At 51.5% G+C, this 19676-nt stretch carries 14 protein-coding genes; 2 read left to right on the top strand and 12 right to left on the bottom strand.

Annotated features, from left to right (window positions below; translation table 11 throughout):
• Nucleotides 1–2 precede the first annotated feature (2 nt).
• The 12 genes from aguB to cpxP form a co-directional block, all read right to left on the bottom strand.
• Nucleotides 3–887: an N-carbamoylputrescine amidase gene (gene aguB / locus LOZ86_RS20970; RefSeq protein WP_039486787.1), complete on the bottom strand. Its 885-nt coding sequence runs from the start codon at nucleotides 885–887 to the stop codon at nucleotides 3–5.
• A gap of 280 nt (nucleotides 888–1167) precedes the next feature.
• A complete protein-coding gene (gene pfkA, locus LOZ86_RS20975) occupies nucleotides 1168–2130 on the bottom strand; it encodes a 6-phosphofructokinase (protein WP_039486786.1) in 963 nt (320 codons plus the stop codon).
• 207 nt (nucleotides 2131–2337) lie between these two features.
• The gene (gene fieF / locus LOZ86_RS20980) at nucleotides 2338–3240 is read right to left on the bottom strand and encodes a CDF family cation-efflux transporter FieF (protein WP_230243178.1); all 903 of its coding nucleotides are present in this window, start codon (nucleotides 3238–3240) and stop codon (nucleotides 2338–2340) included.
• A 63-nt stretch (nucleotides 3241–3303) separates the two neighbouring features.
• Nucleotides 3304–4491 carry a sugar transporter gene (locus LOZ86_RS20985; protein WP_039514095.1) on the bottom strand — a complete coding sequence of 396 codons (1188 nt, stop codon included), beginning with the start codon at nucleotides 4489–4491 and terminating at the stop codon, nucleotides 3304–3306.
• Between the two features lie 291 nt (nucleotides 4492–4782).
• Nucleotides 4783–6855 (bottom strand): SWIM zinc finger family protein, encoded by a 2073-nt coding sequence (locus tag LOZ86_RS20990; RefSeq protein WP_039514107.1) that lies wholly within the window; start codon nucleotides 6853–6855, stop codon nucleotides 4783–4785.
• A complete protein-coding gene (locus LOZ86_RS20995; protein ID WP_111778573.1) occupies nucleotides 6852–8003 on the bottom strand; it encodes a VWA domain-containing protein in 1152 nt (383 codons plus the stop codon). The genes LOZ86_RS20990 and LOZ86_RS20995 overlap by 4 nt, the downstream gene beginning before the upstream one ends.
• Nucleotides 8000–10561: a DUF5682 family protein gene (locus LOZ86_RS21000; RefSeq protein ID WP_039486781.1), complete on the bottom strand. Its 2562-nt coding sequence runs from the start codon at nucleotides 10559–10561 to the stop codon at nucleotides 8000–8002. Before LOZ86_RS21000 ends, LOZ86_RS20995 begins: the two co-directional genes overlap by 4 nt.
• A 59-nt stretch (nucleotides 10562–10620) precedes the next feature.
• Nucleotides 10621–11730, bottom strand: coding sequence for an AAA family ATPase (locus LOZ86_RS21005; protein WP_039486780.1), 1110 nt, complete (start codon nucleotides 11728–11730; stop codon nucleotides 10621–10623).
• A 69-nt stretch (nucleotides 11731–11799) separates the two neighbouring features.
• Nucleotides 11800–15543, bottom strand: coding sequence for a DUF4132 domain-containing protein (locus tag LOZ86_RS21010; RefSeq protein ID WP_230242737.1), 3744 nt, complete (start codon nucleotides 15541–15543; stop codon nucleotides 11800–11802).
• A 267-nt stretch (nucleotides 15544–15810) separates the two neighbouring features.
• The gene (locus LOZ86_RS21015) at nucleotides 15811–16179 is read right to left on the bottom strand and encodes a helix-turn-helix domain-containing protein (RefSeq protein ID WP_226292566.1); all 369 of its coding nucleotides are present in this window, start codon (nucleotides 16177–16179) and stop codon (nucleotides 15811–15813) included.
• A gap of 70 nt (nucleotides 16180–16249) precedes the next feature.
• On the bottom strand, nucleotides 16250–16510 hold the full coding sequence (locus LOZ86_RS21020) for a type II toxin-antitoxin system RelE family toxin (protein WP_039474855.1): 261 nt from the start codon (nucleotides 16508–16510) through the stop codon (nucleotides 16250–16252).
• Nucleotides 16511–16843: 333 nt separating this feature from the next.
• Nucleotides 16844–17368 (bottom strand): cell-envelope stress modulator CpxP, encoded by a 525-nt coding sequence (gene cpxP / locus LOZ86_RS21025; protein ID WP_103943770.1) that lies wholly within the window; start codon nucleotides 17366–17368, stop codon nucleotides 16844–16846.
• 153 nt (nucleotides 17369–17521) lie between these two features.
• Here cpxP and cpxR point away from each other — a divergent pair, with 153 nt between their 5' ends.
• Nucleotides 17522–18220, top strand: coding sequence for an envelope stress response regulator transcription factor CpxR (gene cpxR, locus LOZ86_RS21030; RefSeq protein WP_039486773.1), 699 nt, complete (start codon nucleotides 17522–17524; stop codon nucleotides 18218–18220).
• The gene (cpxA, locus tag LOZ86_RS21035; RefSeq protein ID WP_039363412.1) at nucleotides 18217–19587 is read left to right on the top strand and encodes an envelope stress sensor histidine kinase CpxA; all 1371 of its coding nucleotides are present in this window, start codon (nucleotides 18217–18219) and stop codon (nucleotides 19585–19587) included. Before cpxR ends, cpxA begins: the two co-directional genes overlap by 4 nt.
• Nucleotides 19588–19676 lie beyond the last annotated feature (89 nt).

Raw genomic sequence — 19676 nt, forward strand, 5'->3', positions numbered from 1 at the left:
ACTTATCTCCGGGTCTTGCCGTCAGAGGTGGCAATCGTGCCGTACATTTCCGGGCGACGATCGCGGAACAAACCCCATGACGCACGCTGCGCAGCAATGGCTTCTAAATCAAATTCATGCACCAAAATTGCTTCATCTGTCTTGTTGGCCTGAGCCAGCAGCGCACCCGTTTGGTCGGCAATGAAGGACGAACCGTAGAACGTCATTTTCAGACCGTCGATGTATTTGCTGGCTTCCGTACCGATACGGTTGGAGGCGATCACCGGCACCAGATTCGCGGCGGCGTGACCTTGCTGAACGCGAGTCCAATGCGGCTGGCTGTCGATGTCTGGGTAAGCCGGTTCGGAACCAATTGCGGTCGGATAGAAAATCAGCTCAGCACCCTGCAACGCCAGGCTGCGGGCGGTTTCCGGGAACCACTGATCCCAGCAAATACCCACGCCGATTTTCGCATAGCGCGTCTGCCAGACTTTAAAGCCGGTATCGCCCGGAATGAAGAATTGCTTCTCCTGATACGCCGGACCGTTCGGAATGTGCGTTTTGCGATAAACGTCCAGCACGGCGCCGTCCGCGTCAATCATCACCAGCGAGTTGTAATAGGCGTTATTGGCACGCTCAAAGAAGCTCAACGGCAACACCACGTTCAGCTCCGCCGCCAGTGCGGAAAAATGCTTAATCAGCGGGCTGGTTTCCAGCTCCTGCGCCAGCGCATAGTGCTCTGGGCTTTGATCGATACAGAAATACGGTGCGGCAAACAGTTCCTGAATCAGGATAACCTGCGCGCCTTTTGCATGCGCTTGTCGCACCAGTTTTTCGGCGTTTTCAATGTTCTTAGGCAGATCCCAGGAACACGCCATTTGTGTTGCGGCAACGGTAACTTTTTTCATGCGAAAACCTCAATAATAACGATATATACTCGCCCTTTCTCACCGGCAAGTATCGGCAATAAGTGTTTCTCTCGGTCACGATTATGCATCGGCGCTAACCAGCGCGGCCTTAACGAGTGTAGGCCAACACACCTGCGCATGCCCAATAGGAATATCCTGTTAAGGTATTGACCGAAAATGACATGCGCATTATGCCAGTTAATGACCTAACGAGAATCATAAAAAATCCCGCCTTAACAGCGGGATTAATAGCATTTGTATCAACCAAAGAGCGGTAGGATCAGAACAGTTTTTTCGCTGTATCCAGCCAGTCGCCTTTGAAAGGACGCTTCATGTTCTCAATGGCATCAACGATGTCGTGGTGCACCATTTTTTCATTCTGGATACCGACACAGCGGCCGCCGTAGCCCTGCTGTAACAGTTCAATAGAGTAGGCGCCCATGCGTGAGGCCAGAATACGGTCGTAGGCAACCGGCGAACCGCCGCGCTGAATGTGGCCGAGTACGGTCGCACGGGTTTCGCGTCCCGTTTCTTTCTCAATGTATTTCGCCAGTTCGTCGACATCGCACACCAGTTCGGTGATCGCCACAATCGCGTGTTTCTTGCCTTTCTCGATCCCCGCTTTGATCTCGCAGACCAGATCTTCTGGGCTGAACGGCACTTCTGGCAGAACGATGAACTCACAGCCGCCAGCAATCGCCGCCGCCAGCGTCAGGTCGCCGCAGTGGCGTCCCATGACTTCAACAATGGAAATACGCTGGTGTGAAGAAGAGGTGTCGCGCAGGCGGTCAATCGCTTCCAGCACGGTTTCCAGCGCGGTAAAGTAACCGATGGTGTAGTCCGTACCTGCGACGTCGTTATCGATCGTGCCGGGCAAGCCAATACAAGGGAAACCCATTTCGGTCAGGCGCTTGGCACCCATATAGGAACCGTCACCGCCGATGACAACCAGTGCATCCAGACCGCGTTTCTTCATGTTTTCTACGCAGACCTGACGCACCGCTTCATCACGGAACTGCGGGAAACGCGCGGAGCCCAGAAACGTGCCGCCACGGTTAATCACATCCGATACGCTGTAGCGATCCAACTGCTCCATGCGATCTTCGTACAAGCCCTGATAGCCATCATAAATGCCATAAATTTCCAGCCCTTCCGATAGTGCAGCGCGAACCACACCACGAATTGCCGCATTCATACCTGGTGCATCGCCACCGCTCGTCAACACTCCGATTCTTCTAATCATGACAACCTCTGGACTTGTAGATGTAATTTTGCAGGATTCTTCTATCGTAAATTCACCGCCGCCATGAAACAGGCAGCAACGCCTTATGCTTTTATTAGCATATTATAACAAACACCCGAAGCTGAATTGATTCAGGTCAGGCTAAATTGTGCATAAATTTTCATGGCGTATCACGTTTTTAACATAAAATGCTGAAAATAGGGTCGGTTATGCTGTCAGCCTGCCACGCTGATTTTCCGGCACAGCAGAAACCGGATCCTGATGGATAATAATATCGGCACCCGGAAACTGTTCACGCAATGCCTGCTCCAGATCGTCTGCGATTTGATGCGCCTGAACCAGCGGCAGCGTGTCATCCATTTCCAGATGCAGTTGAATAAAGCGCGTTGGGCCGGAACGTCGGGTACGCAACGCATGTGCGCCGCGAATGCCCGGCCAGTTCACAATCACCTCAGCAATCGCGCGATGCTCGTCCTCCGGCAGTGCGCGATCCAACAGCGACTGCACAGCGTCATACCCCATGCGTAACGCGCTATATAAAATATAGCCGCCAATACCTAATGCAAACAGGGAGTCAGCGCGCGTAATTCCTTTCCAACTGAGCGCCAACGCCACCAGAATCGCGCCGTTCATCAACAGGTCGGACTGATAATGCAGCATGTCCGCACGCACCGCCTGACTGTGCGTGCGCTTCACCACCCAACGCTGGAACGATACCAGCAGCAGCGTAACCACCAGCGCAATGAGCGTCACCCATATGCCCACGTCCGGCGCGTGCAGTGTCTGCGGTTCCAGCGAATGTTGCAGCCCCGTCAGGATCAGGAACAGCGCCGAGCCAGAGATAAACATGCTTTGCGCCAGCGCAGCCAGCGATTCCGCCTTACCGTGGCCGAAGGCGTGTTCCGTATCCGCTGGCTGCAACGAATAGCGCACCACCAGCAGATTCACCAGCGACGCGGCGATATCCACCAGCGAATCAACCAGCGATGCCAGCAGGCTCACTGAGCCAGTGTGCCACCAGGCAAACACCTTCATTATGAACAGCACCAGCGCCACGGCCGTTGCGCTCACGGCGGCCAGCGTCACCAGACGCGCATAGTGTGGATTCATCATGCCCTCACGTAAAACGGAGACCTTGACGGAAAAAAGAGTCACTTGAGTCATTGCCCGTATTCAGTTCGCCAATGACGTTTTTAACACACGGGAATAGCGGACAAACGTAAAAATACAGCACACGGTTGCCAGTATCGCCATCGCCGCGCCAATGAAACCGATGTCGGGCAGGCCCAAATGGACAATCACCTGATTGCCAAGCAGCGCGCCGCCGCCGATCCCAATGTTATAAATCCCTGAGTAGAGCGCCATCGCCACGTCGGTGGCATCCGATGCCAGCGTCAACACCTTGACCTGCATCCCCAGGCTCAGCGCCATAATGGCGATCCCCCAGACGACACAGAGCGTCGACAGGCTCCAGCCGCTGAATGACAAAGGCAGCAATAGCAGTAAACACACCGCCAGAAACGCGAACGAAACAATCAGAAAGCCCGCCGGATATTTGCTGCTGTAGCGGCTGAACAGCATGCTGCCAATGATGCCGGCACCGCCAAAAATCAGCAGCAAGATGGTGGTGAAGTTTTCACTCAACAGCGCCACTTTCTGAATAAAAGGCTCGATATAACTGTAGGCGGTAAAGTGCGCGGTTACGATCATCACAGTCAGGCCGTACACGCACAGCAGCGCCGGACGTTTAAGCAGGAGAGGCAAGCTCTTCAACGAACCAGAATTGCTGCTCGGCAACACGGGCAGCAGTTTCATCAGACCCAGCATAATCCCTGCGGCGAGCAGGCCAATAATGACAAACGTCACACGCCAGCCCAGATACTGCCCGACCACACGCCCCAGCGGTAACCCCAGCACCAGCGCCAGCGCCGTGCCAGTCGCCAGCAAGCTTAATGCCTGCGCTTTTTTGTCCGCCGGTGCCAGACGCACTACCAGCGATGCCGTAATCGACCAGAACACCGCGTGAGCCAGCGCCACGCCGATACGAGCAATCACCAACACCCAATAGTTCCAGGCCAGACCGGACAACACATTGCTGACGGCGAACAGGATAAAGATTTTGATCAGCAGGCTGCGTCGTTCCATATCGCTGGACATCAGCATGCAGGGCAACGACATCAGCCCGACCACCCAGGCATAGATCGTAATGATCAGCCCGACCTGCGCGGCGCTCATGGAAAAGCTGGCGGCAATGTCTGACAGGAGCGCAACGGGGGCAAATTCAGCGGTGTTAAAAATGAAGGCCGCCAGAGAAAGACTGACGACGCGTAACCAGGCGGTCGAACGGGAAGAACGGGTCATGGTATTGATATCAAAAGTTAAAATAAAAGAATGCGCCCCCTGTCGTGGCAGAGGCTAACGCGATGAAGCAATGGTACAGGGAAAGTATGACATCGCCGTGTAATCGGCGAGCGGCCAAGGGTATTTCAGCGTGCTTTTATGAGGATGTCAGCCAAAAGCCTGAAGACAGGTAAGGGAACATTCATGAGCATCATTTTTGGTGCTCACATTCTACGCTTTACCACTCCCTTACGCTGTCTTTTTCGTACCCTTATTATTCCGCTTCTAACCCGCTCTCTGTCAGGAAAGGCGCTACGCAGATGACGCTTGGCGTAGTACAATCGGTAACCCGTTTTGGAAACGCTGGAGCCTGTCGCAAAGAAAGACGAGCTGCAGCAGGCTATCCACTTCCGGCTGGGGCTGCGCTAAATAGTGCGACAACGCATTTTCAACGAGCGTTAAACCCAGTTCATTGGCCGTTTTCATACCGTGTTGCAACTGCTCTCTTTGCGTTGAGGTTAAATGTCGACGTCCGGTGCAGGCCTGCGCGTCCAGCACATCAAGAATCGGGCGACAAACCCGCTGTGCCAGCGTGGGCAAGGGACGCTGCACCGCTTTACGCTGCTTTCTCTCCGCAAACATCGTTTGAATATGGCTAATAAAACTGGGCACGGTTTTCTTGGTCTTGATGGCCTGAAAATCCAAACAAAACGCGGTCACCGCGCTGCCATCGCTCACCAGAAGAGAATAAGGATGGAGATCAATGTCATTCCCACGGCGACGGGGCTGAACCAACACCGCCACAATCGTCCACTTTTGCTGAGTCGCCTGTTTGAGCCTGTCTATGCGCTGATGCTGCGTTTTTTCCCAGTTTAGGCTCAGATACAGCGCATTGTCCGCGTCATCAAAGACCGGCCAGACCACGCGCTGCTCCACCTCATTCCAGACGACGGATTCATAACGATGCACATGCAGTAGCAGAGGCTGGGGGTAATCCTGATTCTCTTGCTCAAAATAGTGAAACAGCTGCGACCAGTCGGCAATGCCGCACGTCGATTTACACTGCGCATAGGCGGCGGCAGGCCACGGCGTGCCCTCAAGGTTCGCGTAACTGTCGCCACCTGCGGCCAATTTCCCGTCGTCAGAAAAACGCGGGTGGTGCAGCGTAAAGGGCGCGCGCATGATGTGCTCGCCCAGCTGTTTCCACATGGCCTGCCCCTGCCACACGCCCTGCTGGCTAAACGTCACATCATGGTAATCGGCGCGCGCTTGCGTGCAGTGCAGTAATTGCTGATTTTCACTGTCCCAAAACGAAAAGGTGGCACCACGCGCACCGCCTTCGGTGACCCACCACTGCGCGCCCAAAGGTACAAGCGATAAGGCTTCAGGCTGTTGTTGATACTGCCGCCGCACCTGCCCACGCAGGTGCAGCAAGCGCTCAGGTGTCGCCTGCTCAAGCTGGTATAAATAGGCCGACAGACGGGCAATGAACAGCAGTACATCACGCTCTTCCAGACTGTAATGCCTGTCTGCTAATAGGCTGACCTGCCCACTCACATTACGCAGATAGCCCGCCAGTCGTGGGAGCCCTTCCGCACGCGCGGACATATTCAGCAAGTGAAGCTGTCGCGCACTGCTTTTACTGATATGCGACAGCCCCTGGTTCAGGATGTCCTGAATAAACGTGTGAAGCGTAGCAATCAGCGCACGCTCATCGGCATGTAGCGCCCGCACCTGTGTTTCCTGAGTCAGACAATCCTCGGGCCACGGCCAGACGCGCTGATTGGCTTCAAAGAGGCAGGCAATGGCAGCAAGATGCAAGGCTGGTTGCTTATCCCGTAAGAAATCCGACAACATGCCAGCAAATCCCGCCCCAGCCAGATAGATAACGGGGCTTTCCAGCGTCGGCAGGTGAAGTTTAAGCTGGTTGGGCAGTGATTCCGTCCTCACCGATTCTTCCGCCCACATCTGAACAAATCGCGCGGCATGCCGCGTTTGCCCTTTGCCGACCTGCTTCATTAACGCCTCAGGATCAAGCTGTAAGATCTCGGCAAGCACGTCTATCGGTGGTGCGGTGGTTTCCTCAGCGAGGGCCGTGGTCTGCTCCGCGCCGCCTTCAGCATGGGCTTGTAGCCACAGCACAGCCGCCAAGATGTGCTTACAGCAGCCCGACGCTGGGCAGTCGCACTGCGCAGTTTGTATCCCCTGCGCATTCAGCACCACCTGCTGACCATCGCTGACAAAATGCCCTTCTTGCCCAGCGTCAGTCACTAATTTCACATTGTCGCCAGCCAGATCTTTTTTGGCCCGACGCAATAAACCGACATTCGCAAAAACGCCCAGCGCATCGTCATCATAATTCAGGTAGAGGGATTGCCAGCTCATCGCATCACCTCCGCCAGCCATTGCGCAAAGTGCTCCGGCGTCAGCGCCGCAACGTGCATGCCGCGATCGGCCAGTTTTTGCCCGATTGCGGTGTCGTATACCGGCTGTGCAGCATCATCAAGCGCCGCAAGCCCTAACAGCGTGATCTGCTGACTGTGCATACGCTGCACGAAGCTGAGCAGGCGATTCAGCGCGCCGCCTTCTTCAAAATCGCTGATTAACGTCACGATGGTGCGTTTCGGGTTTTGTACTCGCTGTTCGCAGTACTGCATGGCTTTCGCAATATTTGTCCCGCCTCCTAGTTGCACCGTCATCAGCACCTCAACCGGATCGTGGGCAAGATGCGATAAATCAACCACCTGTGTATCAAATACAATCAACGAAACCCGTACCGCCGGCAACGCCGCCAGAATGCTGGCGCAGACCGCCGCGTACATCACCGAGCTGGACATTGAAGCACTTTGGTCGACGCACAAAATGACATCCCACGGCATATGCCGCTGCATACGTGAATTAAAATGCGGTGTTTCAATGACCAGCCGGTTCTTATCACGATCAAAATGCTTAAGATTGGCCGCAATCGTGGCACGCCAGTCGAAATTTTGACTGCTGGCGACAGGTGAACGTCGGAATCGATTCCGGCGGCCGGTAAGCGCATTCGTAAACGTCGGCCTCAGCGTGCGTAATATCTCATCGACCACCTTACGAATAATGTCGCGCACCGCTTCACGCGTTTGTTCATTCATCCGGCCACGCAAGCTCAATAACGCCTTAGCCAGCGCTGGCGTGGGTTCCATCGCTTGCAGAGCCTGCGGATCGTTGAATAAATGCGAGATTTCATAGCGTTCAATCGCTTGCGACTGCATTCGCTCAAACGTGCTGCTGGGGAACAATTTACGCGCCTGATTGAGCCAGTTAACCGCCGTCAGCTGAGACTGATCCAAAGAGCCGTGCCGCCCTCCTTCCTGCTTAAGCCCACGACGCTGATATTCCCGGCGATAGAGATAATCCAGAGTACGCTCAACTTTCAGGTCTTGTGCGTCAAACGTCGCGTTACCTAATGCCTCGTCAGCATAGTGGCCCAGAATCAATCGCCAGCGTTTACCGTTTTTTTCTTTATCATCAGACTGCGGATCTTGCGCACTCATCGGGCTGCACCCTTCTCTTTTTCATACCATGACAGTAAATCGTTTTCCGCCAGTTGCTGTTTCAGCTTTTGGTTTAACTGCATCGTCTGTAACAGCTCCTGCTGCGTGAAGTCCGTTTGCCAAAGATGCATTTCCGGCTCAGAGAAACCGCATTGCTCAGCGATGTAGCTCGCTAACGTCGCATTCTGCTTCGGCGTGAGTTGGCTGAAGGCAAAACGCAGGTCGGGCAACACATGCAGAAAACGATCATCATCCCACTGCGACATCAGCGCGTTTAACTTATCGACCAAACGCGGCGTTTTGATAATCAGCTCAGGGGCGGCACGCATTAATCCCACAAAATAGCGAACCGCCTGCTCGGGATCGCTACCCTGACTAAAGACGTTCGATAGATTGTCATCAAGCGTGCTCTCATCAATGTCATCACCGAGATAGCGCAGCGCATCAACCGCCCCTTTTAACAACGGCACGTCCTTTAACTCTGGGGCGATCTGCTGTAACTGGTGGTAAAAATCACGACTGACGGTACTAGAGGGATCGAGCGTGGGAATAAATTCAATCAGCTCACGCAAGGCAAGCAATGCGGTGAAATGTTCTTCCTGCTGTGATTCATCACCCGCAGCGATGGTCGGTAAACAAAACAGTGCCTGTGGAACCAGCTTAAACAGCAGCTGAGTTAACTCAGGCTGATTGCGTAAGCCAAGAAAATCACGCCCGCGCCAGAGATGAATCAGACTATGCCCGCATTCCACGAGCGAACTTAGCCGAAAATCGTTGTGTATATCGTCATGCAATAAGCGGAATAGCCCGGCTAAACGCGACTGTAACCCCAATAGCGCCGCCTGAATCAGCACCTGCACCGCATTCTTGCTCGACCGATTCTGCCCCTGTTCCTCTAACTGCTTTTCCAGATAGAGTAATTTATCGATGGCAATCGCTTCGAGCTGGCTTCCCTTCTCCGAAAGCGTAATCAATCGCCCTTCTACTGACGGGGTCCACGCATAGTGCCACTCTTCAAATAGCAGATCGAGATTGTGGCCGCTCAAAAAATCAGGGCCATTGCTGCGCGTTGCAAAGCCCACCTCAAGGAAGCTCAGCAGGTGAAGAAAGCGGCTGCGGGCACGATGCTGCGGGTTGCGATAGATATCCAAACGGCTCAGTTTGACGAGCGTGTCATCAAGTTTAAAGCGATGGTATTTCGCTAATCGATAGGTTTCATCAACCAGCGGAGGCGTTGCGCTGCCTGCTGGGATCTGCCCTAACGCATGGCCGGAGAACGCCTTTTTAATCTCAAGCCACAGATCGCGCTGCGCATCATCGATACTGCCTTTGATAAAACTACTTTGTAGCCCATCCAGCAGGTCATAACGACCAGGGCCTTCATGCCCGCGCAATGCCGCTAAGCGAACACTCTGCTCGACGGCATTTTTTACCGTGATATAGCTGGGCGGATCGTCAAAAGATTTAATGCGGAGCAGGCTGGAAACCTCAGACAGAAAACGCATTCCCATGTTATTGCGGTGTTCCTGAGTCGTGAGCCCCTGCCCCGTTTCCACCAGCCGCTCACCCCGCTGTGCCATGAGCATCTGCCAACTTCGCTGATAGTACGCAGGCGCAGGCATGCCAGACGCATAGCCATTGAGCGCATCTAATCTGTCAAAGCTGTAGCGGATGAGCCACGCACTGTCGTTTTCCGCCTGCTTAAGCTGTTTTTGGTACAGCTTCTTCGCGGCATCCGTGAAGGCATTGAACGATTTCCCGTCGTGAGACAGCCCTTCGAGCAGCGCCAGCGAATGAAAACCGCCGGTGACGACCAGAATTTTCCCCGTTGGGTTTTCGGCACGAACCTGCATGACAGCGGCGAGCATATGTGCCTCACGCTGTGCAGATCCCTCGGCTTCCAAAACCTGAGGCTCATAATCCAGTCGCGCCAACGCGCACCAGACCAGCGTATCGCGGAAAAGCTGTTGCCAGTCGGTCAGCGCCTCAATCGAACGTAATTCAAATAAATGCTCCCACAAATCATCGTGATCGCGGCAATAGCATTTTTTTGCGAGTGCCGAGATGAACTGGCTGTGGGCGAGATAGCGTTCCTCTTGCAGGCTCTGGCTGGCATCATTCTGACGTTCCTCAATCGCGATTTGCTCAACCCACGGCAAATCAATAAAGCGCAGTGTCGCGTTGTGACGATGCCCCGCATGCAGCGCAACCCATTCCGGCGAGTAGTCACAAAAAGGGAAAAAAGCGCTGCGCGTGGTCGCTTGCGGCGTTTCGCCCTCTTGCGGCTCGCGGGATTGAAAGTCAGCCTGTCCCATCACCGCGATAGGCGGCTTCGCGTCAGGGTGAAGCAAATCTGGCAACAGGTGATTAAAACTGACCGGTGCCTCAATCAGAATGTGATCGGGCTGGATATCGTCAATCAATGACAGCAGGCCATAGGCGCAAGCTGGGCTATGGTGGCGAACCGGCGCAAAATAGATCTGCTGCGACTGCAAAAAATCCCATGTTGCCAGCGCCTGTTCCATTCGTGCAGGCAATACGATGTTCGAAAGACTCACCAGCGCGTTTCCTCATGAAAAAGTGTCCGTGAAATCATCAACAACAATTGGCCACGGCCTTACTTCCAAAACTGTCGTGAGGCATCATAAAACGCTTTCCAGTCATCGCTGCTTTTTGCCCGCTCGCGCGCCACGTTATCAACGTAGTAGCGCATACGTTTGGCATCGTCAGGGTTATCTTTTAAGACCACGCCGATAATCTGGCGGGCGATGGCGCCCGCATTCAGCGTGCTATCGCCCAGATAATGCGCCTCAAGCGCGGAGGCATAGGCAATGTTGACCGCTTCCGCACTCGACATCACCGCATCCGGCGTTTTGATGGTGCCGCCATCACGCGTATTGCCCGAGCGCAGTTCCTGGAATGTGGTCACCAGCAGTTCAATGACGCTCGGCGGCACGGTGACCAGCGCGGCCAGATCGCCCAGTTCACGCGTAAGCTGCGTTTGAATAAGCGCAATCTCGAATTCAGGGTCTTGAATCGGCCTCACAGTCTCAAAGTTAAAGCGCCGCTTTAATGCCGCTGACATTTCATGTACGCCGCGATCGCGCAGGTTAGCCGTGCCAATCAGGTTAAAACCGGGCTTAGCACTGATCCGCCCTTGCTCACCCATTTCAGGAATCATCAGCTGTTTTTCTGACATCAAAGAGACCAGAACATCTTGTATTTCCGGCGGGCAGCGGGTGATTTCCTCAAAACGGACAATCCTGCCCTGCATCATCCCCTGATAGAGCGGCGAACCGATCAGCGCGCGCTCGGTGGGGCCTTCGGCAAGCAGCAGCGCATAGTTCCATGAATACTTGATATGATCTTCCGTCGTTCCCGCCGTGCCTTGAATGGTCAGGCCGGAATCTCCCGATATTGCCGCCGCAAACAGCTCAGACAGCATCGATTTCGCGGTGCCGGGCTCGCCAACCAGCATCAATCCCTGTTTCCCCAGCAGCGTTACAATCGCCCGATCGACCAGCGCGTTATCGCCAAAAAATTTCGCGGAAATATCTAAGGCCTCGTCACCCAGAATAAACTGGCGCACCGCACGGGGTGAACGCAGCCAGCCCTGCGGCTTCGGGTTATTTTCGTCCGCTTTGGTCAGGCGGGCTAATTCATCAGCAAAGCGGATTTCAGCATGTTGACGCAGCACATCGTTGGCTGCCGGTGAGTGTTTTTCCATGTTCGTGTCTCTGTTCGCCACAAAATAATGAACGAAGCCAGCACAGGGCGTACTGGCTCCATAAGCGGATTACCAAGGCGTTTTGCTTTCCCAGTCGGCATCGTATCCCGAGCAGGCTTCAGCGACTTTCAGGTAATCGGCATAGCTTTCTGCCAGTAAAATGGGCGGGACATCCTGTAATGTCAGACTGTTGCGATCCCAATAATTTTGCTGATTTTTCTCAAAGCTCAAATCAAACAAGACCGCCGGAATATTTTCTTCTGGCACGTAGCTACCGCTAAACCCAATATTGACGTACAAATTCAAGCTACTGAAATGCTTGTAATAATGGCCAAACGACCCACCATCTTCCGCTGGCGCACGCTGGTATCCCATCTTGGTCAAGACGCCGCGCAGCGTGAACGTATCGCTCAACCACCCTTTCTTGTCCTCAATTTCAACCAGTTTACGATCGAGTTCAGGCAGCGTATTCACCATCTGCGAGAACAAAAACGTCACTTTATAATCCTTAAAGTGTGCGAGCCAGGCTTTACGCGTGTCGTTATCGACAATGGCGGCATGTGCAAGCTGAATCACCGAACCGTTCGATAATTCAACCTCATCGTCATCAAGATTGATTAAACAACCATCATCCGTTGGCCTGAAGGTATTGATCACCTGCTCATCTTTCACTTCTTGCCACACCAATCGCTCGATTAACGGTCGCATCACAGGATGAGCCATGATGTACGTCTGCCAGTCCTCACTCGACCATTGGCGCTGAGCACACATCGATTCATACAAACGTGCGGTTTGCAGGTCGATCACTTGTTTCAGCTCTTGTTTGCTCGATGAGAACAGCTTTTTCGCTTCTTTTATCTGCTCTTCGTTATCCGTTTTACGCGCCGCAGGCAGGGCTTTAATCTCTTTGCCTTCCGGATTCAGCAGCACCAACTTCTGTTTGTTGTCCATGCGTGCAGTAAAGATCCGCTCGCCGTATTCCAGCACCAGCGTGCCCGTTTCATCCAATCCCGCCGTCGGGATCGTGCGATCGGCCAGCTCATCAGCGCTCCAGCCATTGCGGTCGGCAATATCTTTGACTAGCTCACGCGCCTTTTCCTGAATCGCCGCGGTACGGTAGCGGCGTGAAAGGGAGAGTAACAATTGGATAATGAGCGGGTCGTCGCTAATCGCCATCGCGCTGATCATCGCTTCAATCTGTGAACGGCGCTGATAATGGTCACGCGTGTAATTGCGTAATGCGGAGACGGCAACATGGCCCTCGATACGACCAATCAACGCCAACATACCTTTATCCGCGATGGCAGAACCTAAATAGCGCCGCAAGACTTCATTCTTTATTTCCTCAGTCGCCTGTTCCAGCGTGTAATGCTCATATTTTTGGTAATACTCAGGGTAACGTTCAAGATAATACTGATACGTTTTTAAACGTGCAGGTGCATCCTTATGCGCTTCCAACATCGCGTCTTCCAGCGACGGGTTTTTTACATCCTGCGTGATAAACGCATGTAGAATAAAGTGGCCCAGCTTATGCTGGCTCTCTTTGGCTAATAACCCGACATAGCGTTGCAATAACGTGTTACCTGCGGGCATTTTTAATTTCACCGCCAGAATGATCCACCATTTGATAATGTCGGCATCGACGGCCTTACCGTTTTCCCATTTCAATGGCGGTATCGCGTTATAGTCAAACCAGCTCATGCTCGCAGGCGGGCTTGCTTTCAATCCCTTCAACGCTTCGTCACGCAATACCTTTTCGGACAAATACGGCGAAATATCCTCACCAAACTGCTCTAACGCCGCCAACAATGCGGCTCGGACGGTTTCTCTCTTCTCTTTTTTTAACAGTGCATAAAGCGGCGCGATGCTATCTTTATGTTTTATCCGCGCAAGCCATTCAATCGTAGTAATACGAATTTCTTGTTTCGCGGAATGTAGGCTTTCCTGCGCATTCACATGCACGTTCGGCAATTTTTCAAGCAACTTCTGCGCACTCACGCGGAACGTTTTATTCTCGCCTAACGCCAGTTCCATAATGCGTGGAATAAACTGCGCGGGGATAGAAGGGAATTTATCAAGCAGCTCAAAGGCCTGACCCAATTCAAATTTGCGGTATTGGCTGTCACTCTTATTCGGCAATAGCCCCAACGCTTCGGCGATATAGTCTGGATGTTGAGAGAAAAAAGGCCAGAGCTGTTCCGGTTTAGGGAATAGCCTCAACCCATGGTTATAAGACTCTAAACATAACGAGGCGGCGATCCGTGCAGGTTCTGGACATGCCAGCGCCTGCAAAACACCTTCAATCTGTCGTAATTCCAATCCAGCGACAATATGAGCGGGTGCTTCATGTTCTATTCGAGCAGTGCTTAGATTGAAGTGTGCATACATGTTGCCAAAAATAATTCTCATAGCATGGTAAAACGTAAATTCAGGAAGATTGCTAATACGTTTTTTATATTTAATAATGCTAGTATCTTCACTAGATAATTTATGATTACCATGATTAAGCTTATCAACCAAAGTACGGCAATGCTCAGCATTCAATTTTTTTAATTTAGCATAATGATCTTGCGCCCATTTGTATTTGTACGCATTCGATTTATTTTGCTCTATTTCTTTTTCCGCATTTACTCTTGCCGTTTCCACCATCTCGATCAGGTTTTCGACAAGAATATCTTTTGCGCTTTCAGGCAACGGCGTATCAGCCAGCAGCGTGAGTTCGGGTAATTCAGGGAGTGTCACATCCTGTGCCGTATCAACAACGTCAAAACGAGTAATAGCACTTTCGATACTTTTTATTACTGCCTTACTTTTTTCTAACTGTAACGCCTGTTCTAAAATATCTTTATTTTCGCCTTGACGGGCAAAGAGATCGGCAGCCTGAGATCGCTGTTTTGGCGTGCCGTTAAATAAGATATCACTCAGGTATTTTTTGACATCATTAGCGGGAAGCGTATTCAGCAGCGGTTCAGCTTCGCTGCGCACTGTTTTTTTCTGATCCATTGCTAATTTAACAATGACATCTGAGAAAAAAACACGCAACACTTCACGATCGGACAAGTATTTCAGGAACTGAATCAGGCCGAGTGCAGAAAGTTTGTCCACTAGCATCGTGCGGACAAACTGTGCATGACTTTCGATGTATGTCTGCAAATCAGGGAGTTCAAAGAAAAGCGCTAACTCCGAGCTATAGTATTCGCCTATTTCCTTCCGATCAAAAATAGCAAATAAAATATTCTCGCCGTTCTCATCATGCTGTTCACTAGCAACCAGGTCAGCGAGAAGTTGAACACTCCAGTCAGCACGGTGCTTTAATTTCAGCTTTTCATTAGATGTGCTTTTCAACGTAGTGGCCAGCGCATCACAGAGCAAATAAACCATCCAATTTGGTACTTCGTCAGTTATTATTTTTATATTTTTATTCTGACATGCCGCAGCTAATACTTTCGCAAAGCGTACCGTTTGTTCGTTTGTTAACCCTTGGCCTACCATGGAATAGAGTTTATAACGTGCATTCCTTGCCTGCCTGATTATTTTACTATATTCACTGGAATTAAAACTATTATTTTGAACATAGTACCAGTCAACCGAACCCGGCTTGTCCAGAAGGACGATTGTTTTATCAGAATCTAACTGATTTAAGGCATAAAGAACCTCAGGTTCGGTGCCCGCCATGACATAATGGAATATTTTCTTCGGCAACGTTTTATCAAGTTCTGCAAGCGGTAAGAGAGATTCTTGCAACAAATTTTCCGTCGGCGTTACTTTCTTATCACCAAAAATCGGCAACAGATCGAATAATTTTTTTATCATGTCAGCACCTGGTTATGTATAGATAAACAGTAATTTTTTAACATGATTTGTGATTATTCTCAATTTCAAAATTCATCTTTTTTTACAAATTTTAATTTCGCTTATTGTGATTTACATAGTGAATAAATCCAATTTATTTGAATCTTATCCAAAATTTTAGGTGAAAATAGAATTGGTTGAAAATATCGCAATATTAATGAAAACATCAGAAATTACGTGGCTATTTTCAGATAAAAAAACCCGCCGAAGCGAGTCGCAGCAATACAATCAAAGGATCATTTGCTCTGGGCGGCAGTGATAAATCTCAGACAATTTCTCTCGGGTTTTTTTCTGAGGTCGTGAGTCTTTCGCTTCCCATTGCGAAACCGCTGATTGCGTTGTCCCTAGCTTTTCAGCTACATCATATTGTGATAATCCGCGATGGATACGCCATGCCGCAAGCAAGCTAACATCATCACGGAACATGATTTCTACCACATCATTAGGCACAGTTTCGTTGTCATACTCATCGGCAACATAAGGAATATCCTCATAGCCTGAATCGCTATCAGACAGCAGCTTTTCATACTCGCTGATAGGTAGAACAACAAACTGAGGCTTGCCGTTCACGTCATTGATAAATTGTGGTTTTGACATAATTTCATCCGGGTGTCAGTGAGTCGCGGTGTATGTCATCAGGAAACTGGCGGATTACCCAGCCTGATAGTTAGTAAGTCGTTGAGGTTCTGCGTTTGACCGCTTGAACCTCACAGATAACGGGCTCACCTTGAACAATCTCGAAAATTACTCTGTAGTCTCCCACTCGTAACCTGAATTTTCTCGCTTCACCCTTCAACGCCATAATGTCCAGGTTTACGGCAGGAAAACTACGTAGTTCAGCAACTTTCTCACTTATGGTGTCCTGATATCTGCGGTCTATCGTTAAACGTTGCTTCAACGCCTTCCTTGTCCAGATGACCTTTACCATCAGTTTCCTTGATTTTTTAAAGTGCATATCCGCTCAGAATGAACAATAAGACAATTAACTAATCAAGGCAACAAATACCTAATTAAAACCTTATCATTAAGCGTTCATATCTATCCTCATCACAGCGAGCCATTTCGCTGGAGCGGAAAATCATCTATATAAAGTCAAAGCACGCTATTTGCTTTAAAAAATCCCAAAAAAAAACCCTCCATCATGGAGGGCAAAAAGACAGGGATGGTGTCTATGGCAAGGAAAAACAGGGTGTGTACCTACTACACATTACTACTCGGACTGCACTACGCTTACTACAGACTACTTACTACACTAGCGCTACTACTCGGGATTCTTTGTCTCGGCATGGCTTGTCGTGCCTGGTGCTGGCGCGGCCATCTGGTTAAACATGGATATCTGTTGCTGCATCTCTTTCATGCGTTGCTTATGCTTCAGCTCTAATATCTCTTTCTGCGCTGGCGTCAGCAGGTTATACATTTGGTTGCGCACTCGGGTCATCTGAATCTGACGCTCAAGCTGCACACTCATCATTCGGGTTATCTGCGCTCGCACCGCCGCTTCATCAAACGTTTCTGCCGTCACCAGCTTATGCATGGCTTTAACATCTTCGGCATTAAACGCCGGTTTGTCTTGACGACTCTGGTGCATCAAATCACGCATTTGCTGACGCTGTTGCTCAGTCAGCCTCACGCCATCGAACATACCTTGCTGGCCGGGTGCGCCTTTTGTGGCGGAATCATCGATATGCCAGCCGCTCGCCGGGGCGTCTCCACTTTCTGCTGCAAAGGCGGTAAAAGTGCCTAACATAAGCAGTGAAGCAAGAGATAAGGTTGCGAACTGTTGCATCAATAACTCTCCAGTGCGGTACGTCATTTTGTGAATCAATGAACAGGAGTCTACGCATCTTGCTGCAAACATGCGTCAGAGGATGTAAAACTACGTAAAGTCATGGAATAGCGCTAATCTATGTCGTATTTTGCCCTTGGAGGTAGAGAAAACATGAATAAAATTCTGCTGGTTGATGACGATAGAGAGCTAACCGCTTTACTGAAAGAATTGCTCGAAATGGAAGGTTTTAACGTCGTTGTCGCCTACGACGGCGAGCAGGCGTTACAGATATTAGATAACACCATTGACCTGTTATTACTGGATGTGATGATGCCGAAGAAAAACGGTATCGATACATTAAAAGAACTACGACAACAGCATCAAACACCGGTCATTATGCTGACCGCCCGCGGCAGTGAATTAGACCGCGTTCTTGGCTTGGAACTGGGTGCCGATGATTATCTGCCGAAGCCCTTTAACGACCGGGAACTGGTGGCGCGAATTCGCGCGATTCTCCGCCGTTCCAACTGGACCGATCAACAGCAGGCGTGTGATAACAGCGCTCCGACGCTGGAAGTCGACGGCTTGCGTCTGAACCCCGGACGGCAGGAAGCCAGCTTTGACGATATCGTGCTGGATCTGACGGGCACGGAGTTTACGTTGCTCTATCTGCTGGCACAGCGGCTGGGACAGGTGGTTTCACGCGAACATTTAAGTCAGGAAGTACTGGGAAAACGGCTTACACCGTTTGACCGCGCGATCGATATGCATATCTCGAACCTGCGACGTAAATTGCCAGAACGCAAGGACGGTCTGCCTTGGTTTAAAACGCTGCGTGGACGAGGCTATTTGATGGTATCGGCTGCATGATCAATAGTTTGACCGCTCGTATTTTTGCCATTTTTTGGTTAACGCTGGCGCTGGTACTCATGCTGGTTCTGATGGTGCCCAAGCTGGACTCGCGCCAGCTTACCGCCTTGCTGGAAAACGAGCAGCGGCAGGGCATCATGCTGGAACAGCACATTGAAGCGGACCTCGCCAACACGCCAGCCAACGATCTGCGCTGGTGGCTACGGCTGTTCTGGGTATTGGAGAAGTGGGCTCCGCCGGGACAGCGCCTTTTTCTGGTCACCAGTGAAGGCCGGATCTTCGGCGTAGAGAAGCATGAAACCCCGATTGTGCGTAATTTTATCGGGCTATCAGATAACGCCGATCATCCGCAAAAGAAAAATTACGGCCGCATTGAGCTTCTCGGTCCTTTTGCGATCCGCGATGGTGATGACAACTATCAGCTTTACCTGATTCGTCCTGCCAGCAGTCCGCAGTCCGATTTCATTAGTCTGCTGTTTGACCGTCCTTTGCTGCTGCTAATCTTCACCATGCTGATCAGTTCACCGCTGCTGCTCTGGCTTGCCTGGAGTCTGGCCAAACCCGCACGCAAGCTCAAACACGCGGCCGACGAAGTTGCCAAAGGCAATTTACGCCAGCACCCTGAGCTGGAGTCTGGCCCGCAGGAATTTCAGGCAACGGGCGTCAGCTTTAACCAGATGGTCAGCGCGCTGGAGCGAATGGTGACCGCACAGCAACGCCTGCTGTCGGATATCTCTCATGAGCTGCGTACGCCGCTGACACGCTTGCAACTGGCGACAGCGCTGCTGCGTCGGCGTCAGGGTGAAGGCAATGAACTGAACCGCATCGCGACGGAAACCCAGCGGCTCGACAGCATGATTAACGATCTACTGGTGCTCTCACGCAATCAGCACAAGAACGAGCTAACCCGTGAGTTCCTGCGTGCCGATGAACTGTGGGGCAATGTGCTAGACGACGCCGCCTTTGAAGCCGAGCAGATGGGGAAAACGCTGGAAGTGCCCTATCCTCCGGGGCCGTGGACGCTCTTTGGCAACCCTGCTTCGCTCGACAGTGCGCTGGAAAATATCGTGCGCAACGCGCTGCGTTATTCTCACAACCACATCGAAGTGGCCTTCTCGGTGGATAACCAGGGCATCACCATCAAAGTGGATGACGATGGCCCCGGTGTGAGCCCAGAAGATCGCGAACAGATTTTCCGTCCCTTCTACCGTACGGACGAAGCGCGTGACCGCGAATCTGGCGGCAGCGGTTTAGGGCTCGCCATCGTGGAAACCGCCATTACGCAGCACAAAGGCTGGGTAAAAGCGGAAGACAGTCCACTGGGCGGATTGCGTCTGATCATCTGGCTACCGCTGCATCAGCGGTAATCAGGCGAGACATTTTCCCACCACCAAATTTCCTTCTATAACACGCTCTCAGGTGCCCGACATGGGCACCTGTCACTTTCTGTTTATCT

It is taken from the genome of Pectobacterium parvum, assembly GCF_020971565.1.
In the GTDB taxonomy this organism is placed as follows: domain Bacteria; phylum Pseudomonadota; class Gammaproteobacteria; order Enterobacterales; family Enterobacteriaceae; genus Pectobacterium; species Pectobacterium polare.

What these genes read in the sequence shown, in the direction of transcription:
- LOZ86_RS21005 (WP_039486780.1), bottom strand. Translation starts at nt 11,730, where the DNA reads ATGGAAAAACACTCACCGGCAGCCAACGATGTGCTGCGTCAACATGCT.
- pfkA (WP_039486786.1), bottom strand. Translation starts at nt 2,130, where the DNA reads ATGATTAGAAGAATCGGAGTGTTGACGAGCGGTGGCGATGCACCAGGT.
- LOZ86_RS21010 (WP_230242737.1), bottom strand. Translation starts at nt 15,543, where the DNA reads ATGATAAAAAAATTATTCGATCTGTTGCCGATTTTTGGTGATAAGAAA.
- cpxP (WP_103943770.1), bottom strand. Translation starts at nt 17,368, where the DNA reads ATGCAACAGTTCGCAACCTTATCTCTTGCTTCACTGCTTATGTTAGGC.
- cpxR (WP_039486773.1), top strand. Translation starts at nt 17,522, where the DNA reads ATGAATAAAATTCTGCTGGTTGATGACGATAGAGAGCTAACCGCTTTA.
- LOZ86_RS21020 (WP_039474855.1), bottom strand. Translation starts at nt 16,510, where the DNA reads ATGGTAAAGGTCATCTGGACAAGGAAGGCGTTGAAGCAACGTTTAACG.
- cpxA (WP_039363412.1), top strand. Translation starts at nt 18,217, where the DNA reads ATGATCAATAGTTTGACCGCTCGTATTTTTGCCATTTTTTGGTTAACG.
- LOZ86_RS20985 (WP_039514095.1), bottom strand. Translation starts at nt 4,491, where the DNA reads ATGACCCGTTCTTCCCGTTCGACCGCCTGGTTACGCGTCGTCAGTCTT.
- aguB (WP_039486787.1), bottom strand. Translation starts at nt 887, where the DNA reads ATGAAAAAAGTTACCGTTGCCGCAACACAAATGGCGTGTTCCTGGGAT.
- LOZ86_RS20995 (WP_111778573.1), bottom strand. Translation starts at nt 8,003, where the DNA reads ATGAGTGCGCAAGATCCGCAGTCTGATGATAAAGAAAAAAACGGTAAA.
- LOZ86_RS21015 (WP_226292566.1), bottom strand. Translation starts at nt 16,179, where the DNA reads ATGTCAAAACCACAATTTATCAATGACGTGAACGGCAAGCCTCAGTTT.
- fieF (WP_230243178.1), bottom strand. Translation starts at nt 3,240, where the DNA reads ATGAATCCACACTATGCGCGTCTGGTGACGCTGGCCGCCGTGAGCGCA.
- LOZ86_RS20990 (WP_039514107.1), bottom strand. Translation starts at nt 6,855, where the DNA reads ATGAGCTGGCAATCCCTCTACCTGAATTATGATGACGATGCGCTGGGC.